This is a genomic window from Fontisubflavum oceani (assembly GCF_030407165.1).
GTDB classification, from domain to species: domain Bacteria; phylum Pseudomonadota; class Alphaproteobacteria; order Rhodobacterales; family Rhodobacteraceae; genus Rhodophyticola; species Rhodophyticola oceani.
Window position 1 is genome coordinate 305,693 of the sequence record NZ_CP129111.1, and the last position, 17,909, is coordinate 323,601.

General features: G+C 62.2%; 19 protein-coding genes and 1 pseudogene. 8 read left to right on the top strand and 12 right to left on the bottom strand.

The features are described 5' to 3' along the window. Positions 1 to 32: 32 nt before the first annotated feature. Both QTA57_RS01555 and QTA57_RS01560 read right to left on the bottom strand, forming a co-directional pair. Positions 33 to 1,208, bottom strand: a complete 1,176-nt coding sequence (locus QTA57_RS01555; RefSeq protein ID WP_290153275.1) for an aminotransferase class V-fold PLP-dependent enzyme — start codon at positions 1,206 to 1,208, stop codon at positions 33 to 35. Positions 1,209 to 1,309: 101 nt separating this feature from the next. Then, the gene (locus QTA57_RS01560) at positions 1,310 to 2,296 is read right to left on the bottom strand and encodes a 2-hydroxyacid dehydrogenase (RefSeq protein WP_145211886.1); all 987 of its coding nucleotides are present in this window, start codon (positions 2,294 to 2,296) and stop codon (positions 1,310 to 1,312) included. Between the two features lie 246 nt (positions 2,297 to 2,542). Here QTA57_RS01560 and QTA57_RS01565 point away from each other — a divergent pair, with 246 nt between their 5' ends. Beyond that, on the top strand, positions 2,543 to 3,010 hold the full coding sequence (locus tag QTA57_RS01565) for an SH3 domain-containing protein (RefSeq protein ID WP_290154998.1): 468 nt from the start codon (positions 2,543 to 2,545) through the stop codon (positions 3,008 to 3,010). On the opposite strand, the gene QTA57_RS01570 is transcribed toward QTA57_RS01565, so the two are convergent. Next, the gene (locus QTA57_RS01570; RefSeq protein WP_290153276.1) at positions 3,007 to 3,570 is read right to left on the bottom strand and encodes a TetR/AcrR family transcriptional regulator; all 564 of its coding nucleotides are present in this window, start codon (positions 3,568 to 3,570) and stop codon (positions 3,007 to 3,009) included. The two genes, QTA57_RS01565 and QTA57_RS01570, sit on opposite strands and share 4 nt — an antisense overlap. A gap of 112 nt (positions 3,571 to 3,682) precedes the next feature. Here QTA57_RS01570 and QTA57_RS01575 point away from each other — a divergent pair, with 112 nt between their 5' ends. Both QTA57_RS01575 and QTA57_RS01580 read left to right on the top strand, forming a co-directional pair. Continuing rightward, positions 3,683 to 3,808, top strand: a complete 126-nt coding sequence (locus QTA57_RS01575; RefSeq protein WP_290153277.1) for a GDP-mannose 4,6-dehydratase — start codon at positions 3,683 to 3,685, stop codon at positions 3,806 to 3,808. Between the two features lie 31 nt (positions 3,809 to 3,839). Continuing rightward, complete coding sequence (locus QTA57_RS01580; protein ID WP_290155000.1) at positions 3,840 to 4,721, top strand: NAD-dependent epimerase/dehydratase family protein; 882 nt, start codon at positions 3,840 to 3,842, stop codon at positions 4,719 to 4,721. Between the two features lie 15 nt (positions 4,722 to 4,736). On the opposite strand, the gene QTA57_RS01585 is transcribed toward QTA57_RS01580, so the two are convergent. The 7 genes from QTA57_RS01585 to coaBC all read right to left on the bottom strand — a co-directional run bounded on the left by QTA57_RS01585 (position 4,737) and on the right by coaBC (position 11,844). Beyond that, the gene (locus QTA57_RS01585) at positions 4,737 to 6,755 is read right to left on the bottom strand and encodes a M3 family metallopeptidase (protein ID WP_290153278.1); all 2,019 of its coding nucleotides are present in this window, start codon (positions 6,753 to 6,755) and stop codon (positions 4,737 to 4,739) included. Between the two features lie 154 nt (positions 6,756 to 6,909). Further along, positions 6,910 to 7,347, bottom strand: coding sequence for a DUF4399 domain-containing protein (locus QTA57_RS01590; protein ID WP_145211903.1), 438 nt, complete (start codon positions 7,345 to 7,347; stop codon positions 6,910 to 6,912). A 57-nt stretch (positions 7,348 to 7,404) separates the two neighbouring features. Beyond that, positions 7,405 to 8,208: an amino acid ABC transporter permease gene (locus QTA57_RS01595; protein ID WP_145211906.1), complete on the bottom strand. Its 804-nt coding sequence runs from the start codon at positions 8,206 to 8,208 to the stop codon at positions 7,405 to 7,407. Between the two features lie 93 nt (positions 8,209 to 8,301). Beyond that, complete coding sequence (locus tag QTA57_RS01600; protein ID WP_290153279.1) at positions 8,302 to 9,057, bottom strand: transporter substrate-binding domain-containing protein; 756 nt, start codon at positions 9,055 to 9,057, stop codon at positions 8,302 to 8,304. Between the two features lie 71 nt (positions 9,058 to 9,128). Beyond that, positions 9,129 to 10,178 carry a HesA/MoeB/ThiF family protein gene (locus QTA57_RS01605; protein ID WP_290153280.1) on the bottom strand — a complete coding sequence of 350 codons (1,050 nt, stop codon included), beginning with the start codon at positions 10,176 to 10,178 and terminating at the stop codon, positions 9,129 to 9,131. Continuing rightward, positions 10,178 to 10,645: a dUTP diphosphatase gene (gene dut / locus QTA57_RS01610; protein ID WP_290153281.1), complete on the bottom strand. Its 468-nt coding sequence runs from the start codon at positions 10,643 to 10,645 to the stop codon at positions 10,178 to 10,180. The genes QTA57_RS01605 and dut overlap by 1 nt, the downstream gene beginning before the upstream one ends. Further along, complete coding sequence (gene coaBC, locus QTA57_RS01615) at positions 10,642 to 11,844, bottom strand: bifunctional phosphopantothenoylcysteine decarboxylase/phosphopantothenate--cysteine ligase CoaBC (protein WP_290153282.1); 1,203 nt, start codon at positions 11,842 to 11,844, stop codon at positions 10,642 to 10,644. The genes dut and coaBC overlap by 4 nt, the downstream gene beginning before the upstream one ends. Positions 11,845 to 11,907: 63 nt before the next feature. On the opposite strand from coaBC, the gene QTA57_RS01620 reads away from it, so the two are divergent. Further along, positions 11,908 to 12,378: an SRPBCC family protein gene (locus tag QTA57_RS01620; protein ID WP_290153283.1), complete on the top strand. Its 471-nt coding sequence runs from the start codon at positions 11,908 to 11,910 to the stop codon at positions 12,376 to 12,378. A gap of 47 nt (positions 12,379 to 12,425) precedes the next feature. Here the strand turns inward: QTA57_RS01620 and QTA57_RS01625 are convergent, their stop codons facing one another. After that, a complete protein-coding gene (locus tag QTA57_RS01625; RefSeq protein ID WP_290153284.1) occupies positions 12,426 to 13,307 on the bottom strand; it encodes an RNA polymerase factor sigma-32 in 882 nt (293 codons plus the stop codon). Positions 13,308 to 13,408: 101 nt separating this feature from the next. Here QTA57_RS01625 and cobU point away from each other — a divergent pair, with 101 nt between their 5' ends. The 4 genes and pseudogenes from cobU to QTA57_RS01645 all read left to right on the top strand — a co-directional run bounded on the left by cobU (position 13,409) and on the right by QTA57_RS01645 (position 16,844). After that, a complete protein-coding gene (cobU, locus tag QTA57_RS01630) occupies positions 13,409 to 13,954 on the top strand; it encodes a bifunctional adenosylcobinamide kinase/adenosylcobinamide-phosphate guanylyltransferase (RefSeq protein WP_290153285.1) in 546 nt (181 codons plus the stop codon). Beyond that, positions 13,951 to 14,523 (top strand): histidine phosphatase family protein, encoded by a 573-nt coding sequence (locus QTA57_RS01635; RefSeq protein ID WP_290155002.1) that lies wholly within the window; start codon positions 13,951 to 13,953, stop codon positions 14,521 to 14,523. Before cobU ends, QTA57_RS01635 begins: the two co-directional genes overlap by 4 nt. 58 nt (positions 14,524 to 14,581) lie before the next feature. Next, positions 14,582 to 15,262: a glutathione S-transferase gene (locus tag QTA57_RS01640; protein WP_290153286.1), complete on the top strand. Its 681-nt coding sequence runs from the start codon at positions 14,582 to 14,584 to the stop codon at positions 15,260 to 15,262. 44 nt (positions 15,263 to 15,306) lie between these two features. After that, positions 15,307 to 16,844, top strand: a pseudogene (locus QTA57_RS01645) (YifB family Mg chelatase-like AAA ATPase). Positions 16,845 to 16,896: 52 nt separating this feature from the next. Here the strand turns inward: QTA57_RS01645 and gshB are convergent. After that, positions 16,897 to 17,844: a glutathione synthase gene (gene gshB, locus QTA57_RS01650; RefSeq protein WP_290153287.1), complete on the bottom strand. Its 948-nt coding sequence runs from the start codon at positions 17,842 to 17,844 to the stop codon at positions 16,897 to 16,899. Positions 17,845 to 17,909 lie beyond the last annotated feature (65 nt).

Genomic DNA, 17,909 nt, shown 5'->3' on the forward strand with positions numbered 1-17,909 from the left:
ACCTCCGCTCTGAGTAGAACACCGATGCGAGTTCACTGAATATGCGATGCTAAACATTCTACCGCGCCGCGCACCTCATCTTCCGTGTTGTAGTAGTGGGGAGCGATACGCAGAAGTGTGGGCAGGTTACGGCGCTCCGCGTCGATCCGCGTACTTGAGGGAGCCGACGCCCCAATCGCATAACCCGACGCTGCCATTTGCTTGACGAGGGACCGTGCGTCTTTGCCTTCAATCGAGAAACTGACTATCCCGCAGGGCGCTTGCCCCAAATCTCGCACTTCCACAGAGGGTATATCTGAGAGAGCCTTTCTCGCCGCATCGGCAAGCAGACCTACGCGATTTTGGATATGATCGATCCCAATGCGATCGGCATAGTCTATCGCTGCCCCGAGCCCTGCCCGCAGGGCGTAGGAGTTTTCCCAGGTTTCAAATCGCCGCGCATCTTCGCGCAGTTCGTACCGATCGCGTTCCACCCAAGGTGCACCAAAATGGTCGATCATCGCCGGTTCCAACGTGTCCAACCACTTTTCTTGCACATAGAGAAAACCTGTCCCACGCGGTCCACGAAGGTACTTCCGGCCAGTTGCTGATAGAAAATCGCATCCAAGCTCCACCACGTCGATCCGCATCTGTCCCACTGCCTGGCACGCGTCCAACAGGTAGGGAACGCCGTGCTTCTTTGCGATACGCCCGACTTCCGCGGCTGGGTTCATTAAGCCACCATTTGTCGGGACCCATGTTATTGCGACCAGACCAACATCGTCGGCCATCGTCTTCTCCAATGCAGCAAGGTCAAGCGCTCCGCTTTCATCAGAGGGAACAATTTCGATCTTCAGATCATCGCGCTTGGCTCTTTGGAGAAACGCAACATAGTTGGCCGCATATTCCGCTTCACAGGTAAGAATTCGCGAACCCGGCTGTAGTGGAAGGGCATAAAATGCATGGCACCAAGCGACTGTGGCGTTCTCCATCACGGCGATCTCGCGCGTATCGGCCCCTACATGTCTCGCCACTGAACGATAAACCCCATCCAAAAGATCGAATTGGCGCGCTTGGGCCTCGTAGCCGCCGATTTGCGCCTCAAGCTGGGTATGAGCGACAACAGCGTTCAAAACGCTCTCTGGCATGAGTGCAGAGCCACAAGCCAAAAGGTGCGTTAAATGGTTGATACCAGGAGTGTCAGCGCGAACTTGATCGACATCAATCATTTGATAAATCTCTTTTGGATTACTCTGGAGCGGACATCGGATACAATGCAGTGTGGACGCAAATTTGGGCGCAGAGCCATCCTTCGACGCCCCAACACCGCTCACAACATCGACGGCACCACCAGGTCCGGTGGCCGGTGTCCATCGTCGAACGTCTTGATATTAATGATGACTTTCTCACCCATCTCGACGCGGCCTTCCAACGTGGCCGAGCCCATATGCGGCAACAACACCACATTCTCCAACTCGCGGAGCCGTGGGTTCACGTCATGGCCGCGCTCGAAGACGTCCAGCCCCGCCCCCGCAATCTCGCCCGCCCGCAGCATCCGGGTCAGCGCGTTTTCGTCGATCACTTCGCCCCGCGAGGTGTTCACGATCACCGCCGAAGGCTTCATCAGTTTCAACCGCCGCGCATTCATAAGATGGAAGGTCGACGGCGTGTGCGGACAGTTGATCGACAGCACATCGACCCGCGCCAACATTTGATCGAGGCTCTCCCAATAGGTCGCCTCCAACTCGGCTTCGATATCCTCATGCACCCGGCGACGGTTGTGGTAATGCACCTGCATGCCAAAGGCCGCCGCACGCCGCGCCACCGCTTGGCCGATCCGGCCCATGCCCAGGATGCCCAGCCGTTTCCCGCCGATCCGCCCGCCCATATAGGCGGTCGGCGCCCAGCCCTCCCACCGGCCCGCCTGCATCACGGCCAACCCTTCGGGAATGCGCCGGGTCACGGCCAGGATCAGCGCCATGGTCATATCGGCGGTGTCATCGGTCATCACGCCGGGTGTGTTCGAGACCAAAATCCCCCGCTGTCGGGCTGTGGAAACATCGATATGATCCACGCCAGCGCCGTAATTTGCGATTAATTTCAACCGGTCACCGGCTTGGCCCAACATGCCCGCGTCGATCTGATCGGTGATGCAGGGCACCAAAACATCCGCCCGCGCCATGGCCGCGACCAGCTCTGATTTGTCCATTGGGCCGACCTCGGTGCGCAACTCGACATCGAAAAGCTCGCTCATCCGCGTCTCAACGGCTTCCGGCAACCGTCGCGTAACGACAACACTCAGCTTCTGACCTGGCATCCCGGCAATCCCCTCACTGGCATTTCTGCGCCTGTCGTGACACTCTCTGATCCAAAGCGGGGGCGCAAGATGTCGCCACAGAACCGCGACAAATGAGCAGTGGAAACCGCGCTGAACAGCGGTCGGGACAACAGACAGGCACACCCACGCATGTGGACCAGATTTCTATCGGCTGTTTTTGCGCTGACCTGTGCGTCGGCGGGTCTGGCATTGGCGCAGGACGCTGAGCCGACGCCACGGCCCGAGATGCCCGAGATACGGGAAGTGATCGCGACCATGGCCCCGCGTGAGGGGCCCGTGACCGGCTTTCCCTTACCCCGTTATGTCTCGATGAAAGCCTCCGAGGGCAATGCACGGCGCGGCCCGTCGCGCAGCCATCGGATCGATTGGGTGTTTCAACGCCGCAATATGCCGATGATGATTGTCGCCGAGCATGGCCATTGGCGCCGGGTCGTGGACCGCGATGGCGCAGGTGGCTGGATGCACTATTCACTGCTCTCCGGCGTGCGCACCGCGATTGTCGAGGTTGATATGTTGGAGATGCATCAACGCCCCGATCTTGAGTCTCCCGTTCGGGCGCAGGCGGAGTTGGGGGTCATCGGCCGACTTGAGGAATGCAATGGCGCATGGTGTCAGATGAGCACCGGCGGCCACCGCGGTTGGGTCCCGATCAGTGCGCTTTGGGGTGTCGAGCCGGGCGAGGTCTTCGACTAATCCGCCGAGAGCAGGGCCGCGATGGATTTCGCCAAGAGCTTCAGCCGTGTCTCATAATGCTCGGGCGAGCTCACCTCCTGCTTCATCGCATAAAGCGCCCGCAAGACCATATCGGCCAATGCGTCGGGCGCGATTGCCGGGTCGTCCGCCGATTGCACCTCGCCAAAATACCGGGCCATCGCGGCGACAAAGCGGCCATCCGCGTCGCAGCCAATATCATGGGCCACTTCCAGCCCCGTCCCCATCAACTCGGCCCCATGGGGTGAGCTGAAAACCTGCTCCATCAACGGCCCACTCTTTTCGTGAAACGCATGCAGCAAGGTCTCGTCGACCGGGCCGCCAGGGACCAGCGCGGCCTCAAACCGGGTGACGGCCTCGGCAAACATCATCGCCGCCGCCGAGCGGAACACATCGCGTTTGTTCTTGAAATGCAGATACAGCGCCGCGCGCGACACGCCCGCCTGCTGCGCGATATCTTCCATCGAGGTGCGCTTGAAGCCATAGAGCAGGAACGCTTCCATCGCCGCGTGGATCAGGTGCTCAGGCTTGTCGTCTAACATCGCTTCTAAACGCTCTTGACAGTTTTTGTTATTTTTGTCAGAACTCGCCTGACAATTTCTGCCAAAAATGTCAGAAGCCTCCCGCCGACGCAAGCCCGAAAGGACCGTTGCCATGACCGAGACTGCCGCCAACCCCCTTGTTCTTGTCACTGGAGCTACCGGGTTCATTGGCCAACATGTGATCTTACAACTCCTGGAGACAGGCTACCGGGTGCGTGGCACGATGCGGTCCCTCTAAGGCCGATCATGCGCGCGAGACCTTGGCCCAGGTGACCGACAAGATCGACAATCTGAGCTTCGCGGCGGTTGATCTGACCTCAGACGATGGCTGGCCCGAGGCGATGGAGGGCGTGACCTTTGTTCAGCACGTCGCCTCCCCCTTTCCGATGGGCACCCCGGACAACCCCGATGACTTGATTATCCCGGCACGCGACGGCGCGTTGCGGGCGCTGCGTTTTGCCAAGGCGGCGGGCGTCAAACGGGTGGTGCTGACCTCTTCGGTCGCAGCAATCGGGTATGGGCATGGCGATGATCTGCCGGAGGTGGTTGATGAAACCCTTTGGTCGCCAAGCGAGTTGGTAAAGGACCACACCGCCTATTCGCTCTCCAAAACCATTGCCGAGCGGGCGGCCTGGGACTTCATCGAAACCGAAGGCGCAGGGATGGAGTTGAGCGTCATCAACCCCGCCCTGGTTCTGGGACCGATGGTGGGCAAGGACGATTCCACCTCTCTGCAAATCGTCAATGGGTTGATGACGGGGATGTTCCCCGCCTATCCGGATTTCGGGTTTGGTGTTGTCGATGTCCGGGATGTGGCCAAGGCGCATCTGCTGGCGATGGAGCATCCCAAAGCGGCAGGTGAACGGTTCTTGGTCAGCGCGGAGTATATGATGCTGCGCGAGATGGGCGAGACGATCCGCGCCACCTATCCCGATCATGCACGGAAGGTCCCGAAGTGGGATATGCCAAGCTGGCTGATGCGGTTGATGGCGATTGCGATGCCATCGGCACGGCAGATTTTGCCGGAACTTGGCCGCCGCCGCCGGAGCAGCGCGGCCAAGGCCGAGCGGGTTCTGGGCTGGCAACCGCGCCCGGCCCGTGACGCCGTGGTCGCGTCTGCGGGCGACCTGATCGAGAAAGGCTTCGTCTGACGCCGGGGGCCCGGGTCAGGCGACCTGATCCAAGCCCCGGCCTTTCAACAGCGCCTCGACCCCCGGCATCCGCCCCCGGAAGGCGGTGTAAAGAGCATCCGCTTCCTGGCTGCCGCCAGCCGAGAGGATAAACGTCTCCAGCTTCCGCGCCATCTCGGCGTCAAACGCGCCGCCCGCCTCTTCAAAGGCCTCAAACGCGTCGGCATCCATGACCTCGGACCACATGTAGCTGTAATAGCCTGAGGAATAGCCGTCGCCCGCGAAGACATGGGCGAAATGCGGCGTCGCATGGCGCATCCCAATCGCGTGCGGCATGCCGATCCGGCCCAGCGTCTCAGCCTGCGCCGCCATCGGGTCTGCGGGGGTCTTGCCATCATGGAAATCCAAATCGACCAGGGCCGAGGCGACATATTCGACGGTCTGGAACCCCATATCATAGGTCTGCGCCGCCAAAAGCCGGTCGAGCAGGTCTTTCGGCATCGCTGCGCCAGTTTCAGCGTGGCGGGCGTGTTTCTCCAATACTTCGGGCACTTCCAGCCAATGCTCATAAAGTTGGCTCGGCAGTTCGACGAAATCGCGGGCGACCGAGGTGCCGGAAATCGAGCCATAGGTCACATCCGAGAGCATCTGATGCAGCGCGTGGCCGAACTCATGGAACAGCGTCCGGGCGTCATCATAGGAGAGCAGCGCCGGGTCACCCTTGGCGAAGTTGCAGACATTGACGACGATGGGCCGCGTGTCGCCGCCGAGTTTCTTCTGGCTCCGCATCGCGGAACACCAGGCGCCGGAGCGCTTTGAGCCACGCGCGAAGTAATCGCCGATGAACACCGCGATATGCGCGCCATTCCGCGTCACCTCCCAAGCGCGCGCATCCGGGTGGTAGAGCGTCACATCCAGCGGCGCAAACTCCAGCCCAAACAGGCGATTGGCGCAGTCGAAAGACGCCTCGATCATCGCATCGAGCTGCAGATAGGGTTTCAGCGCCGCCTCATCGAGATCATGCTCGGCCTTGCGCCGTTTCTCCGCATAATAACGCCAATCCCACGGCTCTAGATCGCCATTCACCCCTTCGTCGCGCATCATCTGGGTGAGCGTCTCGGCATCCGCATCGGCCTGTGCCTTTGCCGGCTCCCAGACCTGCATCAGCAGGTCGCGCACCGCATCTGGCGTTTTGGCCATTTCGGTTTCCAGCTTGAACGCCGCGAAACTGTCATAGCCCAGCAACCCGGCACGCTCTTCCCGCAAGGCCAACGTCTCCGCCGCGATCCCCAGATTGTCGGTCTCGCCACCATTGGCCCCGCGCGCGGCCCAGGCCTTATAGGCGGTCTCGCGCAAATCGCGACGCGGGGAGAACTGCAAAAACGGCACGATGATCGAACGCGAGAGCGTCACGACCGGGCCGTCGACGCCCTTTTCCTCACCCGCCGCCCGCGCCGCGTCGATGGCAAAGTCGGGCAGGCCTTCGAGGTCGGCCTCTTCCAGCTCCATGAACCACTCCCGCTCATCGGCCAGAAGGTTCTGCATGAAGCTGGTGCCGAGCACCGCGAGACGGCTTTTCACCTCGGTCAGCCGATCCGCCGCCGCGCCTTCCAGCGCCGCCCCCGCGCGCACAAAACTGCGATGGGTGAGCATCAGCACGCGGGCCTGTTCCGGCGTCAGATCGAGACGGTCCCGCTGCTCCCAGAGGGTCTTGATCCGCTGCCAAAGCGCGCGGTTATTGGTGATCTCCGACGCATAGGCCGAGAATTTCGGCGCATAGTCCCGCTGCAACGCCTCGCGCATCGGGGTCGCGTCGGACCCTGCGAGGTTAAAGAAGACCCCCGCCACCCGGTCGAGCGTTTCATCGGCCAGTTCCATCGCCTCGATCGTGTTGGCAAAGGTCGGCGCTTCGGGGGTCTCCGCAATCGCCTGATAGGCCGCGCGGCCCTCCTCAAGCGCGGCGTCAAGCGCCGGCGCGAAATCCGCATCGGTGATCGCGTCGAAAGGCGGAAGTTGGAACGGTGTATCCCAGTTGGACAGAAGCGGGTTGGTCATCAAGATCTCCTTTGGCCAACAGATAGGACGCCGCCGCGCCGGTCGAAAGAGATTTGATGCTCCGGCGACCATATTCTCCGGATCGTGAGGCCGGGCGTACCGGCCGTTTCTCCATCCGCTCAGAATAGGCCGCTGGAAGCCGGTTCAGCCCGCCTTACTCCACGGTGATCGTGATCACGTCGCTGACGATCGGCGGGTCATGGGGCACATGGCCCGCATCGCCTAGGACAAGCTGAAGCGTATGCTCGCCAGGCGGCAAATCCAAAGTGAACTGGGTCTGCCCACCGCCGAAATGGTAGTGATTATCATCGTTCGGTATGCCCAGCACCAGTTCCTCCGCGCCGAACTCCCCGTCGCCAAAAGGCGCGCGGTTCAGCAGCAGATGGTGATGCCCGGTATTCTCAGCTTCGGTGCCGGCGGGCGCCACGCCCATCCCACTCAATCCGAAATAGAGTGTGACGGGGCTCGTTACCGTATCGCCGTCTTCAAGCCCGACAAAATGAACCGCCGCACCCTCTGGTGCAGGTGTGCCCTGGGCAAAAACCGGCGCCGCTGCCAGCAAAGCGGCGGCAAAAAACACTGAACGTATCATGCTGTCCTCCTCCTCCGTCATCATGGTGCCGTAGGGGAAACCTAGCACAAATCCGCCTCAAGTCCCGCGATCTTGCCCCAGTCGCATGCGCTGCTCCAACCGCCGCAGCAGGATTGAGAGCGTAATCGTCATCGACAGATAAATCAGCGCCACCACGTTATAGGTCTCGAAATACCGGAAATTGCTGGCCGCCGTGACCTTACCCAGTTGGGTGATGTCGAGCACGCCGAGGACCGAGACCAGGCTCGAGTCTTTCACCATGGCCACAAAATCGTTGCCCAAGGGCGGTAGGATCGTGCGGATCGCCTGCGGGAAGATGATAAAGCGGAAGCGGAGCCAGCGGCCCATACCAAGCGCCTCGGCGGCCTCGATCTGCCCCCGTTCGACCGATTGCAACCCGGCGCGGAACACCTCGGCGATGAAGGCCGAATAGCCAATGGCCAGCGCGATGATCGCCCGCCACAGGAGCGGAAAGTCACGGGTTCGGATCGTCTCGGCACCGACAGCCTCGGCCAGCCAATTGTAAAATGCCACCAGGGCGGGGGCGAAAACAAAGGCGACATAGAGCAATAGCACAATGATCGGCACGCCGCGGATGATCTCGACATAGAACCGCGCCATTTGGCGGAGGATCACGCTGCGCGACAGGCTGGCCAGCGCCAAGAGCATGCCCATCGAGGCGGCAAGCGCGAACCCGATCAGAGTGACAAAGATCGTGATCAAGATACCCTGGCGGAGCGTGCTGAGCACCTGGGAATAGATGTCATCGGTCAGGACCTGCCAAAGCGCATAAGCACCAAGACCGATGACAGCGAGAAGCCACCAGGGAAATTCCCGCTCGGGCGGGCTGGACGGGATCATGAGGGGAACGGGCCCCGGCCCGTTGGGGCCAGAGCAAAGGGGTGCATCATCGTATCAGGCTTACTCGCCGAGGCTGTATTCGACGAACCAACGCTAGTCGAGCATATCCAGCGTCCCATCGGCCCGCATCGACGCGATGGCGGCGTTGAAGGGCTCCACCAGATCCGAACCTTTGGGGAAGATGAACCCGAACTCTTCGGTCCCAAGCGGCTCGCCGACCATCTTCAGGCGGTCGGGATTGGCGTTCACATAAGCCTCGCCCCCCGCGCTATCGCTCAGGACCATATCCACGTCGTCGCTCAAGAGCGCCTGAACCGCCGCCGGGATGGTTTCCAGAAGCACGATCCGGGGGTTGGCCTCGTTGCCGTCGAGCACATCATAGACGCCGACATAGAAGGGCGTGATGCCCGCTTGCGTGCCAAGAAGCAGGTCTTCATCGGCGGCAAACCCTGCGGCGGTATCAAACCGCTCTTCATCGGCGCGGACCAGCATCCGCATCTGGCTGACCATATAGCTCTCGGAGAAGTCCACCAATTCGGCGCGGTCTTCGCGGATCGTGATCCCGGTCATCCCCAGATCATATTGCGCATCCGACACAGCCGGGATCATCGCATCCCAGCTGATGTTTTCGTAGACGACATTGATGTTCAGGCGCTCGGCGATGATCTCCATCGCGTCATACTCCCAGCCAATGGCCTCGCCCGAGGCGGGATCGACAAATTGCAGCGGCGGATAGGCGTTTTCGGTCACAATCACCACTTCGCGGCCCTCAAGATCGGGCACATCCTGCGCGATCGCGGGGGTGATAAACGCGGCGGAGATCGCGGCGGCAGCAAGCAAGTGTTTCATGGGGTCAGGTACTCCCTAGTTGGTCTGACGCCGGAGTATGGCCCCTGGGGGAGAAGAGCAAGGGGCGGCGCTCAATCCTGTCCGCAAACCGCACAATCGGCCCGGCGTTTGAGCCGAATAATCCGGGTCTCGGCATAAAGCGCATCATAAATCAGCATCCGCCCGCGCAAGCCCTCGCCGGCGCCGGTGATCTCTTTGATCGCCTCCAGCGCCATCATTGTGCCGATCACACCGGGCAGCGCGCCGATCACGCCCGTCTCAGAACAGGTCGCGGCCATGCCCGGCCCCGGCGCATCAGGGAAAATGCAGGCGAAACAGGGCGCGCCTCCGGCGGGATCGTAAAGCGTGACCTGCCCTTCCCACGCCGAAATTGCCCCGGCCATCACAGGCCGCCCGCTGGCCTGCGCCGCGCGGTTGATCAGATCACGGGTGGCATAGCTGTCGGTCCCATCAAGGATCAGATCGTATTCGGCAAAAAGCTCCACTGCGATCTCATCGGTCAGCCGCCGATGATAGGGTTTGACGGTGACAAACGGGTTTAGCGCTTTGATCGCGATTTCGGCGGAAAACACCTTCGGCATCTCCTGGCGCTGATCGCTATGGATGATCTGCCGCTGCAGGTTCGACAGATCGACCTCGTCATTGTCGATCACCCCGATTGTGCCAACACCCGCCGCCGCCAGATAGAGCAGCGCGGGGGAGCCCAGTCCGCCCGCGCCCACGACCAGGACTTTCGCCTCTTTCAGCGCCTTCTGCCCCCGCCCGCCGATATCCGGCAGCGTGATATGGCGCGCATAACGCTCCAACTCATCGCCGGTGAACGGCCCCTGAGGCGCGGGCGGCGCGGCGCGGGCCTGCTCGGCCGCTGCGGCCCGTTCTCGGATCCGCTGCAATACGGCGCGATAGGCCAAGATCAAAGCGACACCGCCCGCCAAAAGCAGCCAAGGCGCAGGCGAGCCGCCGGTCCCCTCCCGCAGGGGATGGCCCGCTGGCAGCGCCACTTGCACCGCCAGAACCGCCACAAACAGCAGCCCCACCATGTAACCGCGCGCGCGCCAAGGCGCGCCCATCAGATGGCCGATCCCAAGGATCACGCCCGCGAGGATTAGAACAAACAGCATCAGCCGACCCCAGTGGAGCCAAACCCGCCGCCGCCCCGTGCAGTCTCCCCCATCTCATGGACCAGATGGAACTCAGCCTGCACGACCGGCGCGATGATCGCCTGGGCAATCCTGTCGCCATGGGCAACCGGGAACGGCTCGGCGCCGAAATTCACCAGCAAAACCCCCAGAGGCCCGCGATAATCGCTATCGATCGTGCCGGGTGTATTGGGCAGCGTGATCCCGTGTTTCAACGCCAAACCAGACCGGGGCCGGATCTGCATCTCGAACCCCTCCGGGATCGCCACGCGCAGCCCCGTCGGCACAATCCGCCGATCCATCGGCTGTAGGATGATCCCGGTGTCGCGCTCCTCCGGCGGAAAATTCGCCCGCAGATCCGCGCCCGCGGCGCCCGCAGTGGCATAGGCCGGCAGCGCGATATCCAAATCCGCCCAGTCTTCGCGGAAAACCTCAATAACGGTGCTCATTCGGCGGCACCCAAGGCGTCAGCAATCCGCAGCGCCAATTGCCGGGCGGTCTCGGCCTTCGACATGCGCGGCCAATCCTCAACCCCATCGGCGGTCACCAAATGCACCGCATTCTCCGATCCGCCCATGATCCCGGTCTCGGGCGAGACGTCATTGGCAACGATCCAATCGCAGCCTTTCCGCTCCCGCTTGGCCGTTGCATGGGCCCGCACGTCATTGGTCTCAGCGGCGAACCCCACCACCAGCCCGGGCCGCCCCTTTGTCATCTGCGCGACGCTGGCCAGAATGTCCGGATTTTCGGCGAAGGCCAGTTCGGGCATCCCTCTTGCCGTCTTTTTCATCTTCTCATCGGTTGCGTTTTCCACCCGCCAATCAGCGACAGCGGCAGCAAACACCGCCGCATCTGTCGGCAAGGCCGCCTCGACCGCCCCGGCCATCTCCCGCGCGGTTTCCACCGGCACCACGGTCACGCCCTCTGGCGGCGCAACCGTTGCCGGCCCGGTCACGAAGGTCACCGATGCGCCCAAATCGCGCAACGCGGCGGCCAAAGCTGTGCCCTGCGCGCCCGAAGAACGGTTCGCAATATAGCGCACCGGGTCAATCGGCTCATGCGTCGGCCCGGAGGTCACCAACACATGGCGTCCCTTCAACGGCCCGTCGCCCAATGCGGCACTGACCGCCGCGACGATCTCGGGCACCTCCGCCATCCGGCCGGGGCCATATTCGCCACACGCCATGTCGCCCTCGTTTGGCCCGACAACGAGCACGCCGTCGCCCTGCAACACGGCCAGATTCCGCCGTGTCGCGGCATGCTCCCACATCCGCACATTCATCGCAGGCGCGATCAGCACGCGCTTGTCGGTCGCCATCAAAAGCGTCGAGGCCAGATCATTGGCATGGCCGCCAGCCATCTTCGCCATCAAATCCGCCGTTGCGGGCGCGACCACCACCAAATCGGCCGCCCGGCTCAACTCGATATGCCCCATCTCCGCTTCATCGGTCAGATCGAAGAGATCGCGATAGACCTTCTCGGCCGCCAAGGCCGAGGCGGAAAGCGGGGTCACAAACTCCTCCCCCGCCTTGGTCAGAACCGGCACCACGCTGGCGCCCTGATCGCGCAGCCGCCGGATCAAATCCAACGCCTTGAACGCGGCTATTCCGCCCCCAATTATGAGCAAAATGCGTTTTCCGGTCAGCATGGCGGCCCTCTTCTCAGGTCTCCTGCTCCGGTGTAGGCCGCCCACCGCTTGGACACAACTGCAATGACCCCGCGCGTGATCCGTGAAACCTGTCACTTACCTGGGCCGCCCGATCTGGTTTGGGCGCTCTTGCAACGCCCCGATACGCTCCGCCATCTTACCAAAGGCTGGTTGAGCTTTCGGCCGCTTGATCTGCCGGATTGGCCCGACATTTGGAAAGAAGGGGCCTATCGCGCCGCGGTATCGGGGCCGATTGGCATTCCCCTCGGCTGGCAAATCCTCCGCGTCAGTTTCCCGCCACCCGATGGCGACACCCGGTTCATCCGAGATCAGGGCGAAGGGCAAATGGTCCGCGTCTGGGACCATGTGATCAGTCTCAGACCCGAGGGAGACGGCACATGGTATAGCGATGAAGTGACGGTCGAGGCGGGCTGGAGAACACCCTTTGTTGCCGCCTTTGCCCGCGCCTTCTACCGGCGCCGGCAACGGCGACTCAAAGCGCTGGTCGCGCGATCACATCGGGAGAAGCAATAGGGCGGCCAGAAACAGCCCTGCCATCAGGCCCAAAGGCGCATGGAAGATCACGCGGCGAAGAATGACAGCACCTCTTTCGACTGCGCTTCGAGGTTCTTGCGCATCTTGCCAAAGGCGGCGGCTTCCAACTGCCGCACGCGCTCTTTCGACAGGCCCAACTCGTTGCCCAAGCTCTCCAGCGTGCGCGGGTCCTCGCGCAGCTTGCGTTCGCGGACAATGAACCGCTCTCGCTCATTCAGCGCCTGCATCGCCGTGATCAGCCAGTTCCGGAGCTGCTCGGTATCATGCGCGTGCTCGACCAACTCGGCCGCCTGATCACCATCATCTTCCAGAGCATCAATCCACTCACGGCCCTCATCCTCGACCGATTGCGTGGCGTTCAGCGAGTAATCCGACCCCGCAAGACGCCCTTCCATCATCTCCACATCATGCAGCGGCACGCCAACCTCGCTGGCGATCATCTCGCGAAGCTGATGCCGATCAAGCGTCTCTCCCAACGCCATTGCCTCGCGCTCGATCTGCGCCTGCACCCGGCGCATATTGAAGAAAAGCGATTTCTGACTGCTGGTCGAGCCGGTGCGCACCATCGACCAGTTGCGCATCACGTAATCCTGGATCGACGCCTTGATCCACCAGACCGCATAGGTCGAAAACCGCACCCCGCGATCGGGGTCAAACTTGTCGGCGGCTTTCATCAGGCCCAAGCCCGCCTCTTGGATCAGGTCGTTCATCGGCGCGCCATAGCGTTTGAACTTCGCGGCCATCGAAATCGCCAGTCGCATATAGGCCGTGATCAACCGATGCAGCGCGGCCTCGTCGCGATGATCCCGCCAGGCATAGGCCAGGCCCAACTCCGTCTCGGCATCCAGAAGCTCCGCCTTCATCGCCCGGCGCGAAAAGGACCGATCTCCACCCATATCCAAAGCCATGACTCACCCCCGGTAAGTATTTGATGTTGGACCACGCTTCCCACGGTCCTATGAGTGTTACGCAGCATACCCGCATTCGGATCACATGAAGGGACACATAATTGCGATTGCCCTCTCTCAGCCTGGTGATTGGTGGCACAGCCTCGGGAAAATCCGCCTTTGCCGAGGGGCTGGTGCATCAATCTGGCTTGGCGAAAGTCTATCTCGCCACCGCTGAAGCGCTGGATGCCGAAATGCAGATCAAGATCGACAGCCATCGCGAGGCGCGCGCGGGCCAGGGCTGGCGCACAGTCGAGGCACCGCGCGACCCAGCCCCGCCGCTAGCGCAGTTGGAGGCCGAAGAGGTGGCGCTTTTTGACTGCGCGACGCTTTGGCTCACCAATGTGATGCTGGATGGGCGGGATTGGGAGGACGAGGCAGATCAGTTGATCGAGGTGATGACCCTGACGGTGGCCCCGGTGGTCGTGGTCACCAACGAAGTTGGTCAGAGTATCGTGCCCGACACCAAACTTGGCCGTCAGTTTCAACGCGCCCAAGGGGTTTTGAACCAGCGATTGGCCGCCGAGGCGGATTTGGTGGTGCTGGTCACCGCGGGCCTGCCAACCGTGCTCAAAAACACCCAGCCGCAGGGTGGCACCCCATGGTGACCCGTTGGTGGTGGGTGCGTCATGGCCCAACCCATGAAAAGGCCTTTGTCGGCTGGCGCGATGTGCCCGCCGATCTCTCCGACACCGCGGCACTCGCCCGGTTGAACGCATTCCTGCCTAAGACAGCGCTGGTCATTTCCTCCGATCTCGCGCGCGCCATCACCACCGCCGATGCCCTAAGCCCGGGTCGCCCGCGCCTGCCCCATGACCCGGGCCTCAGGGAGTTCAATTTCGGTGCCTGGGATGGGCTGCGTTTCGATGCCGTCGCCGCGCGCGATCCGGATCTCTCGCGCCGTTTCTGGGAAGAGCCGGGAGACATTGCCGCCCCCGAGGGCGAAAGCTGGAACGCGGTCGCGGCACGGGTCGCGCCGGTGGTGGACCGGTTGAATGGCACCGCGACCGACATCATCGCTGTCGCCCATATCGGCGTGATCATGACGCAGATCGCGCGTGCCGCCGGGACCGATCCCTACCAAGCGATGTCACATAAGATCGACAACCTCTCGGTCACGCGCCTGGAACACGGCTCCGAAGGCTGGAAGGTCACGCAAGTCAATCACACCCCGTGATGACCCCGATCAGAAATCGCCGTTTGACCATGCGCGATGCGCACGGCTGAATGTGCCCATGACTTATGAACTCCTCATCGCCGACCGCTCTTACTCCAGTTGGTCTTTGCGCGGCTGGCTGCCCTTCGCCGCTTTCGACATCCCCGTCGAGGTCTCCGTCACACGGCTCTATGACGACCGTTTCGCCCGCGATGTCAGCGCCTTTGCCCCTGGTCGCACGGTCCCCGTGGTCCGTACGCCGGAGGGCGGGCTTCTCACCGAAAGCATCGCCATCGCCTGGCATCTGGCCGAGGCATTCCCAGATCGCGGCCTTCTGCCCACCGATCCGGTCGCCCGCGCGCGCGCGCTCAGTCTGGTCTCCGAAATGCATGCCGGATTTGCCGCCCTGCGCGGCGCTTGCCCGATGAACCTGCGCACCGGATGGGTCGGGTTTCAGCCCTCCGATGAGGTACGGGCCGATCTGGCCCGGCTGGACCTGATCTGGGGGGATGCTTTCGAGGCCCATGGCGGCCCCTGGCTCTGCGGTGCCTATTCCCTGGCAGACGCATTCTTTGCCCCCGTCGCCACACGCATCGCGACCTATGATCTGCCAGTTTCCGAGAGGGCGCAGGCCTATGTGACCGCGCATCTCAGCCACCCCAAATTCCGCGAATGGCGCGAGGCGGGCTTCACCGACGGGCCAGAACAGCCGATTTACGATATGGACTTGGAAAGACGCGCCTTCCCCATGCCGGGCTAAGACCCGTTAACCCTTTCCTAACCTCGGGATCGTAGCGGTTAACCATGTTGGACGCCGCCCGCCCCGAGACGCTTGCCAAATGCCACACCGTCGCCTTCGACGGGTTGGAAGCGCGCCGGGTCGAAGTGCAATGCGCAGTCACCCCCGGCCTGCCCGCTTTCTCCATTGTTGGCCTACCGGACAAAGCGGTCAGCGAGGCGCGGGAACGGGTCCGCACAGCGCTGTCCTCCATGGCGATCGCCCTGCCCTCGAAGCGGATCACCATCAACCTGTCGCCTGCGGACCTGCCGAAAGAGGGCTCGCATTTCGATCTACCAATCGCGCTGGCATTGCTCGCCGCCCTTGGCATCATCCCCCGCGAACGTGCTGAAGAGGCCGTTGCATTGGGCGAACTGTCGCTCGACGGCACATTGGTTGGCGTTATCGGCGCGCTGCCCACGGCCTTGGCGGCGGGCGAGGATGACCGCGTGCTGCTCTGTCCGTCTGCCTGTGGTGCCGAAGCCGCCTGGGTCGGCGCAACCCCCGTCTTCGCGGCTAAATCGCTGGCCGAGATGATCGCGCACCTCACCGACCGCGCGCCGCTCACGCAAGCCAAGCCCGGCGAGGTGCGCAATGAAACGTCGCGCAAAGACCTGATCGAAGTCCGCGGCCAGGAACGCGCCAAACGTGCGCTCGAAATCGCCGCCGCCGGGCGACACCACTTGCTGATGGTCGGTCCACCCGGTTCCGGCAAATCCATGCTGGCCGCGCGGTTGCCCGGCCTGTTGCCACCGCTCTCGGCGGCGGAAGCGTTGGAAATCTCGATGGTTCATTCGCTTGCCGGCCTCTTGGATGAGGGCGGCATTTCCCGCACCCGCCCCTACCGCGCGCCGCATCACACGGCCTCCATGGCGGCGATTGTCGGCGGCGGGCGCGGCGCGAAACCGGGTGAGATCAGCTTGGCGCATAACGGTGTGTTGTTCCTAGACGAATTCCCAGAATATCCGCGCGCCGTGTTGGAGACCCTCCGGCAACCGATTGAAACCGGCGATGTCGTGGTGGCCGGGCCAATGCCCATGTGACGTATCCCTGCCGGTTCTTGTTGATCGCTGCGGCCAATCCCTGCCGCTGCGGCCATCTTTATGATGCGGAGCAGGCCTGCGGTCGTGCACCGCTTTGTGGCGAGGACTATCTGGGCAAAATCTCCGGCCCGCTGATGGACCGGTTCGATCTCCGCCTGGAGGTTCCGCCGGTGAGTTATGCCGACCTGGATCTCCCACCGTCCGGCGATGACAGCGCCACGGTAGCCGCGCGGATCGCTGCTGCGCGGGGCCGCCAATCCACAAGATTTGACGACCTCGGTGTGAGCGCACGGTGCAACGCCGACGCGGAAGGCGCCCTTTTGGACGAAATCGCCACGCCAGATGCGGAAGGGAAAGAGCTTCTCACGAAAGCCGCCGACCGGTTCAAGCTGTCCGCGCGCGGCTATCACCGTATCCGCCGGGTGGCGCGCACCATCGCCGATCTTGACGGTGACGCGGAGGTCGGTGCGCCGCATATCGCCGAAGCGATCGGGTTCCGCCTGATCGGTGCGAAGAACTGACGGGCACCGTCGATAGGTTACAAGAACCGGATCATTTCGAAATTTTTGTAACCTATTTGGCCGCAACCTTGTCTTCGATCACCTGCCAAATCCGCTCCGCAATATTGACGCCGTCGAAGCGTTCCAACTCCTGAATGCCCGTTGGGGACGTGACATTAATCTCGGTCAGCCAATTGCCAATCACATCGATGCCCACAAAAATCTGCCCCTTTTCCCGCAAAAGTGGGCCGATGCGGGCGCAAATCTCCAACTCGCGCGCGGTCATCTCCGTCTTCTCAGGACGGCCACCCACATGCATGTTGGATCGGGTCTCGCCGGCCGCCGGGACCCGGTTGATCGCGCCAACCGGTTCCCCATCGACCAGAATAATCCTTTTGTCTCCCGCGCTTACATCCGGCAAGAATTTCTGCGCGATCAGCGGCTCACGATTGATGCTGGAAAAAAGCTCGTGCAGCGAATTGAGGTTCCCATCCTCCGGTGTCAGACGAAACACCCCCGCGCCGCCATTGCCATAGAGCGGCTTCAAGATGATGTCGCCATGCTCCGCCTTGAAAGCTTTCAGCGTGTCCAAATCCCGCGCAATCGTGGTGGGCGGAGTCAGGTCGGGAAACGCCAGTACCAGCAGTTTTTCGGGGTAATTCCGCACCCAAAACGGATCATTGACCACCAATGTCTCGGGGTGGATGTGATCCAGCAAATGTGTGGTGGTGATATATCCCATGTCGAAGGGCGGATCTTGGCGGAGCCAAACCACATCCCAATCGGCCAGGTCGATCTCGGTCTCCGCGCCCAGTGAAAAGTGATCTCCTTCAACACGTTGCACCGTGAGCGGCCAGCCCCGCGCCGTGATCCGGCCAGCTTGATAGGCGAGCTTGTCCGGCGTGTAGTAGAACAACTCATGCCCGAGCGCTTGCGCCTCTTCGGCCAAGCGGAAACTGCTATCCGCGTTGATGTCGATCGCATCGATCGGATCCATCTGAAAAGCAATTTTCAAGCCCATAACCGCGCTCCGTCCCAGTGTTGTTGTGCCTACATGGCGCGGTCTTGAGAGCCATGCAATGGGAG

Excerpts from the sequence above, each read along its gene's own strand:
- QTA57_RS01555 (WP_290153275.1), bottom strand. The coding sequence starts at position 1,208 with ATGATTGATGTCGATCAAGTTCGCGCTGACACTCCTGGTATCAACCAT.
- QTA57_RS01560 (WP_145211886.1), bottom strand. The coding sequence starts at position 2,296 with ATGCCAGGTCAGAAGCTGAGTGTTGTCGTTACGCGACGGTTGCCGGAA.
- QTA57_RS01565 (WP_290154998.1), top strand. The coding sequence starts at position 2,543 with ATGCCCGAGATACGGGAAGTGATCGCGACCATGGCCCCGCGTGAGGGG.
- QTA57_RS01570 (WP_290153276.1), bottom strand. The coding sequence starts at position 3,570 with ATGTTAGACGACAAGCCTGAGCACCTGATCCACGCGGCGATGGAAGCG.
- QTA57_RS01575 (WP_290153277.1), top strand. The coding sequence starts at position 3,683 with ATGACCGAGACTGCCGCCAACCCCCTTGTTCTTGTCACTGGAGCTACC.
- QTA57_RS01585 (WP_290153278.1), bottom strand. The coding sequence starts at position 6,755 with ATGACCAACCCGCTTCTGTCCAACTGGGATACACCGTTCCAACTTCCG.
- QTA57_RS01590 (WP_145211903.1), bottom strand. The coding sequence starts at position 7,347 with ATGATACGTTCAGTGTTTTTTGCCGCCGCTTTGCTGGCAGCGGCGCCG.
- QTA57_RS01595 (WP_145211906.1), bottom strand. The coding sequence starts at position 8,208 with ATGATCCCGTCCAGCCCGCCCGAGCGGGAATTTCCCTGGTGGCTTCTC.
- QTA57_RS01600 (WP_290153279.1), bottom strand. The coding sequence starts at position 9,057 with ATGAAACACTTGCTTGCTGCCGCCGCGATCTCCGCCGCGTTTATCACC.
- QTA57_RS01605 (WP_290153280.1), bottom strand. The coding sequence starts at position 10,178 with ATGCTGTTTGTTCTAATCCTCGCGGGCGTGATCCTTGGGATCGGCCAT.
- dut (WP_290153281.1), bottom strand. The coding sequence starts at position 10,645 with ATGAGCACCGTTATTGAGGTTTTCCGCGAAGACTGGGCGGATTTGGAT.
- coaBC (WP_290153282.1), bottom strand. The coding sequence starts at position 11,844 with ATGCTGACCGGAAAACGCATTTTGCTCATAATTGGGGGCGGAATAGCC.
- QTA57_RS01620 (WP_290153283.1), top strand. The coding sequence starts at position 11,908 with ATGACCCCGCGCGTGATCCGTGAAACCTGTCACTTACCTGGGCCGCCC.
- QTA57_RS01625 (WP_290153284.1), bottom strand. The coding sequence starts at position 13,307 with ATGGCTTTGGATATGGGTGGAGATCGGTCCTTTTCGCGCCGGGCGATG.
- QTA57_RS01640 (WP_290153286.1), top strand. The coding sequence starts at position 14,582 with ATGACTTATGAACTCCTCATCGCCGACCGCTCTTACTCCAGTTGGTCT.
- gshB (WP_290153287.1), bottom strand. The coding sequence starts at position 17,844 with ATGGGCTTGAAAATTGCTTTTCAGATGGATCCGATCGATGCGATCGAC.